15 protein-coding genes are annotated in these 13066 nt (G+C 40.4%); 13 read left to right on the plus strand and 2 right to left on the minus strand.

Features of this window, described 5'->3' with window-relative positions:
• Positions 1–17 precede the first annotated feature (17 nt).
• The 13 genes from FR932_RS05840 to FR932_RS05900 all read left to right on the plus strand — a co-directional run bounded on the left by FR932_RS05840 (position 18) and on the right by FR932_RS05900 (position 10427).
• Positions 18–1070 (plus strand): FecCD family ABC transporter permease, encoded by a 1053-nt coding sequence (locus tag FR932_RS05840; protein WP_019439781.1) that lies wholly within the window; start codon positions 18–20, stop codon positions 1068–1070.
• The gene (locus FR932_RS05845; RefSeq protein ID WP_019439780.1) at positions 1067–1879 is read left to right on the plus strand and encodes a heme ABC transporter ATP-binding protein; all 813 of its coding nucleotides are present in this window, start codon (positions 1067–1069) and stop codon (positions 1877–1879) included. Before FR932_RS05840 ends, FR932_RS05845 begins: the two co-directional genes overlap by 4 nt.
• A 39-nt stretch (positions 1880–1918) precedes the next feature.
• Entirely contained in the window at positions 1919–2692 is a 774-nt protein-coding gene (locus FR932_RS05850; protein ID WP_019439779.1) for a siderophore-interacting protein, read from the plus strand.
• A gap of 180 nt (positions 2693–2872) precedes the next feature.
• Positions 2873–3214: a DUF2956 domain-containing protein gene (locus FR932_RS05855; RefSeq protein ID WP_019439778.1), complete on the plus strand. Its 342-nt coding sequence runs from the start codon at positions 2873–2875 to the stop codon at positions 3212–3214.
• Between the two features lie 248 nt (positions 3215–3462).
• A complete protein-coding gene (locus FR932_RS05860; protein WP_019439777.1) occupies positions 3463–3813 on the plus strand; it encodes a hypothetical protein in 351 nt (116 codons plus the stop codon).
• 160 nt (positions 3814–3973) lie between these two features.
• A complete protein-coding gene (locus FR932_RS05865) occupies positions 3974–4234 on the plus strand; it encodes a hypothetical protein (protein WP_019439776.1) in 261 nt (86 codons plus the stop codon).
• 161 nt (positions 4235–4395) lie between these two features.
• Complete coding sequence (locus tag FR932_RS05870; RefSeq protein WP_019439775.1) at positions 4396–4920, plus strand: GNAT family N-acetyltransferase; 525 nt, start codon at positions 4396–4398, stop codon at positions 4918–4920.
• A gap of 107 nt (positions 4921–5027) precedes the next feature.
• Positions 5028–5603: a class I SAM-dependent methyltransferase gene (locus FR932_RS05875; RefSeq protein WP_019439774.1), complete on the plus strand. Its 576-nt coding sequence runs from the start codon at positions 5028–5030 to the stop codon at positions 5601–5603.
• 71 nt (positions 5604–5674) lie between these two features.
• The gene (locus tag FR932_RS05880; RefSeq protein ID WP_019439773.1) at positions 5675–6139 is read left to right on the plus strand and encodes a GNAT family N-acetyltransferase; all 465 of its coding nucleotides are present in this window, start codon (positions 5675–5677) and stop codon (positions 6137–6139) included.
• A 38-nt stretch (positions 6140–6177) separates the two neighbouring features.
• Positions 6178–7167 carry a 2-hydroxyacid dehydrogenase gene (locus tag FR932_RS05885; protein ID WP_019439772.1) on the plus strand — a complete coding sequence of 330 codons (990 nt, stop codon included), beginning with the start codon at positions 6178–6180 and terminating at the stop codon, positions 7165–7167.
• A gap of 178 nt (positions 7168–7345) precedes the next feature.
• Positions 7346–7531, plus strand: coding sequence for a hypothetical protein (locus FR932_RS05890; protein ID WP_019439771.1), 186 nt, complete (start codon positions 7346–7348; stop codon positions 7529–7531).
• 259 nt (positions 7532–7790) lie between these two features.
• Positions 7791–8669, plus strand: a complete 879-nt coding sequence (gene htpX, locus FR932_RS05895; RefSeq protein ID WP_019439770.1) for a protease HtpX — start codon at positions 7791–7793, stop codon at positions 8667–8669.
• Positions 8670–8900: 231 nt separating this feature from the next.
• Positions 8901–10427, plus strand: a complete 1527-nt coding sequence (locus FR932_RS05900; protein ID WP_019439769.1) for an SLC13 family permease — start codon at positions 8901–8903, stop codon at positions 10425–10427.
• Here the strand turns inward: FR932_RS05900 and FR932_RS05905 are convergent.
• Together FR932_RS05905 and FR932_RS05910 are read right to left on the minus strand one after the other, a co-directional pair.
• On the minus strand, positions 10424–11344 hold the full coding sequence (locus FR932_RS05905; RefSeq protein ID WP_019439768.1) for a hypothetical protein: 921 nt from the start codon (positions 11342–11344) through the stop codon (positions 10424–10426). The genes FR932_RS05900 and FR932_RS05905 overlap by 4 nt on opposite strands.
• A gap of 154 nt (positions 11345–11498) precedes the next feature.
• Positions 11499–12878: a class II fumarate hydratase gene (locus FR932_RS05910; RefSeq protein ID WP_019439767.1), complete on the minus strand. Its 1380-nt coding sequence runs from the start codon at positions 12876–12878 to the stop codon at positions 11499–11501.
• Positions 12879–13066: the final 188 nt, after the last annotated feature.

A 13066-nucleotide genomic window follows, 5' to 3' on the forward strand; every position in this document is an offset into this window, starting at 1 on the left:
CAACTATACGGTTATATATGCAATTTAGAACTACGCAACACCAACGCGCACCTCTTAGCCTCGTGTTTACGCTCGGCCTAGCGTTACTTACACTCGCGATTATCACATCGGTAGTTGTTGGACCGATATCTATCAGCTTAACTGACAGTATAAAGGCACTGTTACCTTGGCAATTTGAACTGCCTACACATATAGAACTAGTTATTAATCAAATCCGTTTACCCAGAACCCTATTATGTATTGCTGTAGGGGCTATTCTCGCTCTTTGCGGCACCGTAATGCAGGGACTGTTTCGTAATCCCCTCGCTGATCCGGGCATCATTGGTGTTTCTGGCGGGGCTAGTTTAGGCGCAGCAATCGCGATTGTTCTTTTTGCGCCTTTGGCTAGTACGTATCCATTATTGTTGACGTTGGGTACCGTACCTATTTTCGCTTTCTTCGGTGGCGCAGCGAGTACTTATCTTGTTTATCGCCTTGGTACCGACAAAACCGGTACATCAGTGATGTTTATGTTATTGGCCGGTGTTGCTATCGGCGCACTGTCAGGTGCTATGAACGGGTTAATGAACTATTACGCCGACGATCAAGCATTACGTGACTTGTCACTTTGGAGCATGGGCTCTTTGGCTGGAGCCACATGGTCAGGGATCATTCTTGCTTACGTTACCCTGGCTATCTTACTATTATTACTCAATCGTAATGCTAATGGATTAAATGCCTTCCTTTTAGGCGAAGCTGAAGCAAGACACATGGGGGTTAATGTACAACGATTCAAACGAAACCTGATTCTGCTTTGTGCTGCTGGTGTTGGTGTCACCGTTTCCCTAACGGGTGTTATTGGGTTCATCGGTCTGATCATTCCGCACCTAGGGAGGATGCTTATCGGGCCTAATCACAAAGCATTGATCCCTTTATCCGCGATACTCGGTTCACTTATTCTATTAGTTGCAGATATGCTGGCCCGAGTTATTGCGGCACCAGCAGAAATACCGGTCGGTATTATCACTGCTATCCTCGGAGCCCCATTCTTTATCTTTTTACTTATCAAACAAAAAGGACGAATGTCATGATTGTATCTGAAGATAATACAGCTCATTGTGCTATCGAGGCCGAAAACCTTAATCTGAATTTAGGTGGCAAACAACTACTCGACAACTTTAACCTAAAGATTGCAAGCGGAGAGGTCACTGCTCTGTTAGGTCCAAATGGCGCAGGCAAAAGTTCCTTACTCAAAGTTTTGTGTGGTGAAATCGACACGGGTGGAAAAGTTAAAGTTTTTGGCAGGGCGCGAAAAGACATAAAACCAATCATTCTAGCTAAGCACTTAGGAGTGCTTCCCCAACACAGCTCTTTAAGTTTTGCTTTTACCGCTCAGGAAGTCACTGAGCTCGGTAGTCTACCGCTACAACTTTCTAACGTGCAAACTAAAGCTATCGCCACCGAGAAAATGAAGCTTGTAGGTGTGTACTCTCTTAAAAACCAGCTTTATACCACACTCTCAGGCGGTGAAAAGCAACGGGTTCATTTTGCCCGAGTTCTTACCCAACTAAGTAAAGCTGGCGAGCAATGTATACTAATGCTTGATGAACCGACTTCAGCGTTAGATATTGCTCATCAGCACCAAACACTACAAGTTGCTCGTGAGATCGCAAAATCTGGTGGGGCGGTAATTGTGGTGCTGCATGATCTAAATCTTGCTGCTCAATATGCTGATCGTCTTGTCATTATCAATAAAGGTAAAATACAGGCCGACGGAACCCCTTGGGAGGCTCTTACTCGTAAGCTCATCAGCAATGTCTATGGCTGGCCGGTCTACATCAGCAAACACCCTACCGATGATTACCCGGTGATTATACCGGAATCCTCACTTGTAAAATAAACGGTCACTTTGAATAATAATCATTAATGGTAACTAACTATGAAAAAAAATAAATCACAGACAAACTTGTTTGTTGTCTTAAAAACTGAAAATATAACACCAAACATGCAACGTATTACGTTAAAGAGCGATACGCTTTCAGCTTTTCCAAGCGATAGTGAAGGGCGTTTCATCAAACTATTATTTAATCGATCCGGAGGTACTAATCTTAACGAAGTTTCTGCAGAGGAGCGGCCTGTTGCACGTACTTATACTATTCGTCGATTTATTCCAGAGCTGGATATAATAGAGATCGACTTCGTTCGTCACATTACTCAAGATTTACAATGTGGATTTGCTTCTCGCTGGGCTATATCTGCCGAGGCTGGAGATACTATCAATATTGCAGGTCCGGGGAAAATTTCAAGTATCAATACTGAAGCTGATTGGTTCTTTTTAACCGCTGATATGACTGCTCTTCCAGCGCTTTCCATCAAGCTCAAAAATTTACCAGATAATGCACAAGGTTATGCTGTAATTAAAATTATATCGGAACAAGATATTCAGCAATTGCAAGCACCAAAAGGGATCGAAGTACACTGGATTACTGGAACGTCAATGACAGACAAGGTACTTACGCTAACATGGCTCGAGGGTGGAGTCATGGTTTGGTGCGCTTGCGAATTTAATGTCATGCGCGAGCTACGTCAGTATTTCCGTAATGATAAAGATGTGCAAAGAGATAATCTTTACATCAGTAGCTATTGGAAGCAAGGAGCCTCTGAAGATAGTCATAAAGTAATTAAACGTAAATATGAAGAAATGCAAGAATAACGAGTCTGCTCACTTCACAACAATAATGCTAAGTCGAACTTATTATTTTTCAACATATTCCTTAGAGTACATGTAGGTACGATTTCCCAGAAATAGGTCATAGGCGATTTGGAATGTAAACTTGCATCATAGACTTGAGTTATTTATCATCAAGATAAATGAATTGAGAGTGAAATGTCCATGACACAGAAAATATCAACAGAAGTACAAGCTGAATCGACTCGTATCGCTAACGGGATTAAAAAACCAGGTCAAAGTCGCGAGCAGACTAAATTGATCGCAGCCGGTATCGAGAAGGGCATCGCTGAGTACAAGAAGCAACATAAAGCCAAATCACGCCAGCTTGATAAGCAGAAAAAACAAAAAATAAGAGCGAATGCGGCGGCTGCAGAACAAGAAAGTAATGTTGAAATTGAGCCCAAGCAAGTAGGGGCAAGCCGATTAGCTTGGGCATTGCTAGCACTAAGCTGGGCAGGTTTTGCTGGTTACCTTGTACAAAATGGCGTGCTTGTCATAGGTTAAATATTATTGTTTCAGTTCGTTTATGATCAATAGCTTAGGGGGTCACCCTAAGCCGTTCGCCCTCCTATAGTGACTTGTATCTAATCAACTAAATATATTTATTCTAAATAGGCACAAATAAATTTAAGCTGTTGATATTAATATAAAGACAAGTGATAATAATTTCTATTATTATTTAATTCTTAAAAAGATAGTGCTATGGGATTCGTGAATTTATATCCTAAAAGCCTGTTTAAGGAATGAGGCCCATGCTAAATCTGTTAAAAGTAGTTGTTATTACTAATCTATTAGCAGCTTTAACTGTGTTTATTCTCTCTAAGTACACGACAGCTTTCAACTCAACAAGTTTGATGGATTTCCTCTTTTTCATCGTAATCATTATCTGGGGAGTTGCTAGATTAACTTGGGAGGGGAGTAGTCAAAGTCGTAATTGGTCACAAGATCCTGCAGCGAATAAAACCAATAAAATGGTTTCAGGTCATGATTTTGAGTCTGACTTTCATGAACAAAAAAGGCAGAACTATCAATTTGGTTTAGTTATGTTTATATCAGGAATACCTGCATTTCTAGGTAGCATTTTGTTATTAGTTACTTCCTAGTTTAAGGACAGTTTTAGTACGGATATAACAAAGCAATCAACACCTGCTTATTGCAGTGTTATGCCTAAAGCACATAGAGTTAAAGCTTCATAACATGCTGCTTAAACGGAATAAAAATAATTGGTTATCGTTGCGGATTTAGCTAATACAAAGGATCTTTATGAATAATAATGAATCAACATTGGTGTCAAGGTATTGCCAGCAATGTAAAGCTGATACAAATCATCACTTACTTATGATCTCGAATTCAGCAGTTAGACCTGAAAGCAAAAAAGAACGTATAAAAGTGTTTATGACCGCTTTTTTTGCCGGTTGGGGCGCTGGACGAGCCGCTTCATTTATGGACCTCCGTGATAAGCACCTAATATGTGACGTTTGTGGCACCAAAATAATAGAGAGTTTTGGTGATCAAACGGAGTAAATGTAAAAACCGTATAGCTCAATTATGTCCCTTTAGTTTAGAGTAGCAGACCTCCTGCAGTGCTCTTATATATTAAAAAAGACAGTTACGCTGGTTTTTTATTTTAAATACAAATAGTTGTATAGCTATTATTGTTAACTTATTAGATTAAAAGGTCATGGATGGAAAATGTAGTACTTAAACCAACTTGCCCCGATGAGCTTGCTCCATTTTATAATTTGATTACACGTGATGAGTTATGGACAAAGTTTAACGGCCCATATTTTCCTTACTCAAAGCCTACACTGACTGAGTTTAAAAACGGTCTTTTTTCAAACTTATGTGAGGGTGAAAAAGCACAAGCAATAATGGTTAATGGCGTACCAGTAGGTTCGGTTAGTTTTTATTGGGAGTGTGAATCAACACGATGGTTAGAGGCTGGTGTTGTTATTTATGATCCCAAATATTGGGGGCAAGGGTTAGGTTATAAAGCATTAATACATTGGGTTACTCACCTATTTTCTACATTAAATATTGAACGAGTAGGCCTAACAACGTGGTCTGGAAATCTACGTATGATGGCTTGTGCAGAAAAATTGGGGTTTAAACAAGAGGCCTGTATTCGTAAGGTGAGATACTACCAAGGTGAATACTACGACTCAATTAAGTATGGGGTGCTTCGTAGTGAGTGGATAGATCGTCACTAACGAGCTTTCGATAAGATTTGTTACAGCTTGTTAGGTTCTAACAAACTGTACAAGGTTAGCAGGTTACACCTTCTTAAAATGATGTCTGTGATTAAAGGAGTTACTCATTGAGCGAATGGGATAGTGCGGCGGAGAGTGTTGATTTCAACCTTGAAATTTTAGCTGAGGATTTTGTAACAACTGTATCTCAAGACGCTAAAGTGCTTGATTTTGGTTGCGGCTATGGTCGTATTGCAAATCAACTTCATCATTCAGGTTATAGGTTCTTAATCGGGGTCGACTGTTCAAAGGAAATGATAAATAGAGGTTTAATCGAGAATTCACATTTAGATTTACGGCATATTTTAGGCTCGATACTGCCGTTTTCAGATAACGAGTTTGACTCAATTGTTACCTGCGCTGTCTTCACATGTATCCCTAACCAAGACCTTCGCAAGCAAATATTGATAGAACTTCGTCGAGTACTAAAGCCTAATGGTGTTCTTTATTTAGCTGAGTTCTGTTCCGATGAAAGCCATCGATTTACCTCCGGTGCAGGAGTTCCTATGTGGCACAGTCAGTTATCGGAACTTAAGGGCATACTCGACGGATTCAATATCGAACAATCTAGAGTAGTTAAAAGTTTAACAATGTCAGGACATGCTAGCCATGTAAGTCATATATTCGCACGTAAAACTATATGACAAGCTTAATTTAGCCGATGAATGCTTAAGTGTTATGTTGTTTTTAAGTCAATAGTTTTAAAGGATTAAATATGATTCAACTCAGACCTATGACTGCTAGTGAATACCCAGCATATAGCGATTATTTCATTGATGATTACAGTCGTGAAATTGCTAATAATTATGGCCACTCAATGGAAAAGGCGGTCGAATTAGCCAATCAAGATCTGCTTCGTTGTTTTCCTAATGGGTTGGAAACCAACGATCATGAATTGTTGTGTATCGAGTCGGATTCAGAATTGGTTGGTTACTTATGGCATTCGATTAATACAGATGACAAATCGACGTTCATTTATGACTTTTTCATTTACTCCAACAACCGTAATAATGGTTATGGAAAATTGGCAATCATTGCGCTAGAGTCACAATTAAAATCGATTGGTATTGGGCAAATTAAATTACGAGTTGCTTACCAAAATCAAAGAGCGCTAAAACTGTATCAAGAAGTGGGCTTTGCTATTTCTGGCTATAATATGTCAAAGAACATCACAAGTTAGCGTCATCGATCTAACAAATTTATATGAGGAAAACTTTTATGAAAGTGATTATGTTTAGTTCCCGCAGTTATGATATCCAATATTTTGAACCATTGATTGCTGAACCTATCAGTGTTAATTTCTTTGATGCGCAATTAAATCAACAAACAGCGGTATTAGCTAAAGGATATGATGCGGTTTGTGCATTTGTTAATGATGATTTAAGTGCGCCTGTTTTACATCAACTGAAAGACATGGGAATAAAGTGTATTGCCATGCGCTGTGCTGGTTTTAACAATATTGATTTAGATTGCGCCGAAGCGCTCGGTATCACTATCGTTCGTGTTCCAGCCTATTCACCCGAGGCTGTTGCCGAGCATGCTATCGCTTTGCTAATGACACTTAATCGCCGTATTCATAAAGCTTACCAACGCACCCGTGACGCTAACTTCTCGTTACAAGGTCTAGTTGGGTTTAATTTACACGGTAAAACGGTTGGTATTATTGGTACTGGTAAAATAGGTGTCGCTACCATGGCTATTTTTAAAGGTTTTGGTTGTAAAATTTTAGCCTTTGACCCTTATCCTTCTGAACACGCTATTGCGTTAGGAGCTGAATATGTGGATTTAGACATGCTGTTTACTAGCAGTGATGTGATAAGTTTACATTGTCCATTAACGGCTGATAATAAGCATCTGTTAAATGAAAAAACGTTCGCGTTAATGAAAGACGGTGTCACAATTATTAATACCAGTCGTGGTGGTTTGTTAGATGCTAACGATGCCATTGAAGCGTTAAAATCAGGTAGAATTGGTGGCTTAGGCTTAGATGTTTATGAAGAGGAAGAACATTTGTTCTTTAATGATCATTCTAGCGAAATCATTACCGATGATACTTTCCGCCGATTATCTGCTTGTCACAATGTGATCTTTACTGGCCATCAAGCTTTTTTGACTAAAGAAGCATTAATTAGTATTGCTCAAACGACCCTCAATAATTTAACTGACATTAGTGCAGGGAATATCTGTGCCAATCAGGTCACCACGTGACCTAGAATGAGCGTCTGCTAAAATCTGTACCCACGCTGCAAGTATATAAAATATAGTGAGCAGGAATGATGAAACAAAGTATTACTTGATCTGCATCAATAGCGTTAATAGGGATGTGCGTTTATATTTAATGTGAACAGGTTGTAAAAACACTCAACACATGATTAAGGTGGTAAAGATGGAATTATTACGCAATCCTAAATGTTACACGGACGTATGTATTGATGGTACTTGGTATCACTATGATCATTGTGGTTCGAAGGTTTATTCTTTAAGTGGTGGTGCGGGACCTGAACTTGATTTATCGCGTGAGCCCGCAACAGAAAATGAGCTAATTGACCTCATTCAAAGCGCCATTAATTAATCAACTGAGTGATAGCTAATTACTCGATATAGCGACTACTTGATCACTAAATCAACTTGTCGTCGATACAATGTCATCACTCCGCGGCATTGATGTTTTGCTCTAGTGATAGCGTGACTTTGACCTTTAAATGCACTGGGCGTTTAAAGGTCATTTTTTGTTCTTTATTCTTCTTTACTTCTCTTTACAAATTTCCCTATATGCGTTCTCTTCATTTTGTCATATTATGTCACTCTATTTTATTGGAGAACAAAAATATATGAAACGCATTATGCTATTCCTAGCAACCAACCTGGCTGTAATGGTGGTTTTTAGTATTGTATTAAACATTATCTATGCAACTACAGGTATTCAATCAGGTAGCCTTTCAGGGTTGTTGGTGATGGCGGTATTATTTGGTTTCGGTGGTTCATTAATCTCATTAATGCTGTCGAAAAAAATGGCACTACGTTCAATTGGCGGTGAGATCATTACCCAGCCGCGTAATGCCAACGAACATTGGTTAATGGAAACAGTTACTCGACAAGCAAAACAAGCTGGTATTGGCATGCCTGATATTGCGATTTATGATGCTGCCGAGATGAATGCTTTTGCCACTGGTGCTAAAAAAGATGCAGCCTTAATTGCAGTATCAACTGGTCTACTAGCGCAAATGACACGTGATGAAGCTGAAGCCGTTGTTGCTCACGAAATCAATCACGTTGCTAACGGTGACATGATCACGATGGCACTGATGCAAGGTGTTGTGAATACCTTTGTTATTTTCTTATCTCGTATTATTGCTAACGCAGTAAGTGGCTTTACATCAAATGATGAAGAAGGCGAGGGTGAAGGTGGCGGTAGCTTTATGACTTACTTCATCGTATCAATGGCGTTAGAAATGCTATTTGGTTTCTTAGCAAGCTTCCTAACCATGTGGTTCAGTCGTCAACGTGAGTTTAAAGCAGACTCTGGCGCAGCAGAACTTGTGGGTAAAGAGAAGATGATTGCCGCACTGGAACGTCTTAAAACAAGCCAAGAAACACAGCTTGAAGGTTCGATGATGGCGTTTGGTATTACCGGTAAGAAGACCATGATGGAGCTATTAATGAGCCATCCACCACTGCAAAACCGTATCAACGCATTACGTAATCTTTAATCTTACGGATGTTCTAGGCTGATAATAGCCTAGTGAATAAAGCCCCATGAGTGAATAACTTGTGGGGCTTTTTACTTTTTATAATACCAGTACAATTAATCATTACTTAACTATCACTTTATGGTTAACTAAATGTATTGGTAATCTAAAAACGTGATAGAGAAGTGAATAATAAACGTCAAAAAAGGGTATTTTATATTCTATGAATTAGTGGCTTATGAGGTGAAGCTAATGACGGATATAACCGTAGACAAACAACCGACAGACGAAGAAAAAACAGATAAACAGCTTGTTGATAAAAAGAACCGGGCAGCACATACAGCGTCAGCAGATGACGATAACCAATCTTTGATGGCGAGGCTCGTCAAACTTTTCATTGCCTTTGCTATGCCACTATTTTTACTCTCGACACCCACCTCTGAATTACCCTTTGATGACCTGAGTATTATTCAGCATAGATTACTCGCCATTTTTGTACTGGCGGCACTGCTGTGGATCCTTGAACCAGTGCCTGTCTTTGCAACGTCTATCTTGATTATTACCCTTGAATTGGTGATGCTGTCCGACCAAGGGCTTTACAGTTTTCGGTTGTTGAATGATGGGTTCGACCCTGCGGCAAATATTGAAGGCTTGATGCATTATAACGATATTTTCGCGGCTTTTTCGTCACCGATTATCGTCTTGTTCTTGGGGGGATTCTCACTGGCGATAGGCGCGAATAAATATGCGCTTGATACTAATCTAGCGAATGTCTTGTTAAAACCATTTGGAACTAAACCTGCTTCTATTATGCTGGGTCTGATGATGATCACGGCGTTGTTTTCTATGTTTATGTCTAACACGGCGACAACAGTAATGATGCTGTCATTACTCGGTCCCATTTTAATGTCGGTGCCAAAGGAAGAGAAGGGCATTAAAGCCTTGGTGCTGAGTGTTCCTATCGCTGCCAACCTGGGCGGAATAGCGACGCCAATTGGTACGCCACCCAATGCGATTGCACTGCAATATCTTGATAACTTTTACAATGTCAGTTTTCTAGATTGGATGATGCTCGGGTTACCCTTTGTGATTGTACTGCTAGCCTTTGCATGGTGGCTGTTACAAAAGCTGTTTCCGTTTAGTGGAGATAGTTTGCATTTAGAACTTGGTGGTGACTTTCAACGAAGTTGGCAAGCGATAGTGGTTTATATTACCTTTGCGATGACCATTATTTTATGGATGAGTACGGGCTTACACGGCATGAATACTTATGTCGTGGCGATTGTACCACTGGCGGTCTTTACGCTCACTGGCATTATAGGCAAGGAAGAATTAAAACTAATTAACTGGGATGTGTTATGGCTGGTTGCTGGTGGTATAGCCATCGGTATAGCTTTGGATAAAACAGGACTGGCGGCGGTCATGGCGAATGCCATTGATTATTCTATATTACCAGCTTTGTTGGTGATGCTAGTGATGTCGTTGGTATGTTGGTTGATGGCTAACTTTATCTCTAATACCGCGACGGCAAATTTGTTAATGCCAATCGCGGCAGCTGTCGCCACTTCAATGGATGATTTGTCATTATTGATGATGCTAGTCGTTGTGGCATGTTCTGCGTCGCTAGGGATGATATTACCGGTCTCAACACCACCTAATTCGTTAGCTTATGCGACGGGGTTAGTTGCCAGCAAGGACATGGCAAAAGTTGGACTTATCATGGGCCTTGCTGGTTTAGTGCTTGTGTATATCGTTATTGCCGTTGTTAACCTTGTTTAAACGGTGACAGAATCTTGGTGCACGGTATTGATAATGTTACGTTGGTTATCTAATTCGTATACCCAATCGCACTGGTTGGGTAGGGTCGCTAAACACTGCTCGGTAATGCGCTGGAAATAAGCGGTAAAGTTACGTACTTCGGCACTGGTCATAAACGTTTCTTGCTGTTTTTGATCTGTGTTTTTTTCCACGTTTTTACGCTTATGTTCCTGTTCTAATCGCCACGCTTGGACACTGTCAAAACTCGGTGCTTTAAGCATTAACCAGTGGTCAATACGTTGGTATAAACCTTGATAATTCTGTTTTAATTGTTGATTTACATAGCTGCGCCAAATGCCGTATTTATCTTTTGTCGCTTCTAATTTATTGATTGGATAGATAAGATCTTTCATTAACTGTGGTTGTACGCCTAGGCACCAGCCCTCGAGCACGATCACGTCAATAGGGCGATCGATAATTGGCCATTGTGATTCTGGGTAGGGGTTATCTGCAAATTTGTTAAAGCGGCGAAGTTGTACGGGGGCGCTTGCTGATGCGCCAGCACACAGTTTTTCCAAGGTTTCATTGGCAAGATTCATATCATGTGTGCCAGGAACACCACGGGTACGCAGTAAAGGGTGGATTTGGTTTGCAAGCTCGTGGCGTTGTTTTTTACTGTAATAAAAGTCATCGAGTGATAGCACTGCCACGTTTAAATCAAACTCTGAACTTAGGCGAGTGCCAAGATAATCAGCCAGCGTCGATTTACCAGAACCTTGGCAGCCATTAATGCCGACGATAAAGGTCTTTTTTGCTTGTTTTTGATGCGCCACGATACTTAATAGTGCACTGGAAAAGTACTCTGATGCATGCGTTAAATAATCTGCATCCAACTGGTGACGCTGAATGAATTGGTCTAGCATTGGCATTGTCTTCATAGATCACCACTTTTCTTTGAATTCTTTTGAATTAATGTCTTGAGTTTAAATCATCATAATCACTACAACATTTAAACAGCTTTTAATATACATTTAAATAACTAATTATGATCATTCAACGATTAGCTTACAACTAATGTGCCAGTGAGATAAATTATTTATTATTTCTTGTTAATTGTGCAGGATCTAATAACTTTTCCAGCTCATGTCGAGTTAACTCGGTATTTTCTTCCGCGACGTCAATAATAGGACGTTGTTCACGATAAGCCTGTTTTGCGATTTTTGCTGCTTTAAGATAACCAATGAGCGGGTTGAGTGCCGTGACTAGAATCGGGTTTTTATGCAGTGCTTGTGTTAATTGTTGTTCTTGGACTTCAAAACCAGCTATCGCTTTGTCGGCGAGTAAGCGTGAACTTGATGTGAGTAAGTTGATACTGCTGATGAGATTGCTGGCGATCAGCGGTAACATCACATTGAGTTCAAAGTTACCTGATTGGCCCCCGGTGGTGATTGCGGCATCATTGCCAATAACTTGCGCTGCCACCATTGCGGTTGATTCTGGGATAATCGGGTTTACTTTTCCTGGCATGATAGAAGATCCGGGCTGTAGTGCTGGTAAACTGATCTCACCTAACCCCGCAAGTGGACCTGAATTCATCCAGCGCAGATCATTGGCTATTTTCATTAATGATACGGCGGTGGTTTTTAACTGCCCTGATAATGCGACAGCGGTGTCTTGTGTTGCCATCAAAAATGAAAAATTATCTGCTGGGCTAAAAGTGATGCCGGTTAACCCTGATAGTTTTTGATTAAAGTGGCTGGCAAATTCGGGGTGGGCATTGATCCCTGTGCCCACCGCTGTACCTCCTTGTGCGAGCTGCTGTAATTTGGGTTGTAACATTTTAATGTTATCAATGTTGGCACTGATTTGTGCAGCCCAACTGAATAAGGATTGGCTCATTCTCACCGGCATGGCATCCATCAGATGTGTGCGTCCCGTTTTGACCAGATGATTCAGGCTTAGGGCTTTGTCGACAATGGTTTGCTGTAAATGATGTAGCGCAGGTAATAGTTGTTTGGCGACTAATATTGCGGCGCTGATGTGTATCGCACTCGGGATCACGTCATTACTGCTTTGGCCATAGTTGACGTGATCATTGGCATCAACTTTAGTCTGACTATAGATACTAGCAAGATGAGCTATCACTTCATTAGCATTCATGTTCGAACTGGTACCAGAACCTGTTTGGTAGATATCAACAGGGAAGTGCTGCATGATGTTTTTATCTGCCTGCAATTGGCTCACGGCAGTACAGATAGCGGTAGCGATGTTTTCGGGTATCAAGCCTAATTCGAGATTGGCTTCTGCAGCTGCTGATTTAATAAGTAGCAATGACTTGATAAAATCAATCGGTAGGGGTTGACCACTCACGGGGAAGTTATCTATTGCACGTTGAGTTTGTGGGCCATAAAGCGCATTGGTAGGTACGTTGACCTCACCCATACTATCACGTTCGATTCGAGTATTAATCATGTGCATCACCGCTATAAAGCTATGTTATAAAGCTATGTTATAAAGTTATGTTGTAAAATCAAGATATGTCATTAAATAGTATAGCGAACTATAGCTAAGATGAAGTAGGTCGATTAAGTCTACGGAATGAGGTAAGCTGAAGTCTATTAAATATTTACCGTTGATTATGCTAAGTTAAACATGTAATT

Origin of the sequence: Moritella marina ATCC 15381, from assembly GCF_008931805.1 — a bacterium.
Lineage (GTDB): Bacteria > Pseudomonadota > Gammaproteobacteria > Enterobacterales > Moritellaceae > Moritella > Moritella marina.

Coding starts and splice junctions, on each gene's coding strand:
- FR932_RS05840 (WP_019439781.1), top strand. CDS start 18: ATGCAATTTAGAACTACGCAACACCAACGCGCACCTCTTAGCCTCGTG.
- FR932_RS05845 (WP_019439780.1), top strand. CDS start 1,067: ATGATTGTATCTGAAGATAATACAGCTCATTGTGCTATCGAGGCCGAA.
- FR932_RS05850 (WP_019439779.1), top strand. CDS start 1,919: ATGAAAAAAAATAAATCACAGACAAACTTGTTTGTTGTCTTAAAAACT.
- FR932_RS05855 (WP_019439778.1), top strand. CDS start 2,873: ATGACACAGAAAATATCAACAGAAGTACAAGCTGAATCGACTCGTATC.
- FR932_RS05860 (WP_019439777.1), top strand. CDS start 3,463: ATGCTAAATCTGTTAAAAGTAGTTGTTATTACTAATCTATTAGCAGCT.
- FR932_RS05865 (WP_019439776.1), top strand. CDS start 3,974: ATGAATAATAATGAATCAACATTGGTGTCAAGGTATTGCCAGCAATGT.
- FR932_RS05870 (WP_019439775.1), top strand. CDS start 4,396: ATGGAAAATGTAGTACTTAAACCAACTTGCCCCGATGAGCTTGCTCCA.
- FR932_RS05880 (WP_019439773.1), top strand. CDS start 5,675: ATGATTCAACTCAGACCTATGACTGCTAGTGAATACCCAGCATATAGC.
- FR932_RS05885 (WP_019439772.1), top strand. CDS start 6,178: ATGAAAGTGATTATGTTTAGTTCCCGCAGTTATGATATCCAATATTTT.
- FR932_RS05890 (WP_019439771.1), top strand. CDS start 7,346: ATGGAATTATTACGCAATCCTAAATGTTACACGGACGTATGTATTGAT.
- htpX (WP_019439770.1), top strand. CDS start 7,791: ATGAAACGCATTATGCTATTCCTAGCAACCAACCTGGCTGTAATGGTG.
- FR932_RS05900 (WP_019439769.1), top strand. CDS start 8,901: ATGACGGATATAACCGTAGACAAACAACCGACAGACGAAGAAAAAACA.
- FR932_RS05905 (WP_019439768.1), bottom strand. CDS start 11,344: ATGAAGACAATGCCAATGCTAGACCAATTCATTCAGCGTCACCAGTTG.
- FR932_RS05910 (WP_019439767.1), bottom strand. CDS start 12,878: ATGATTAATACTCGAATCGAACGTGATAGTATGGGTGAGGTCAACGTA.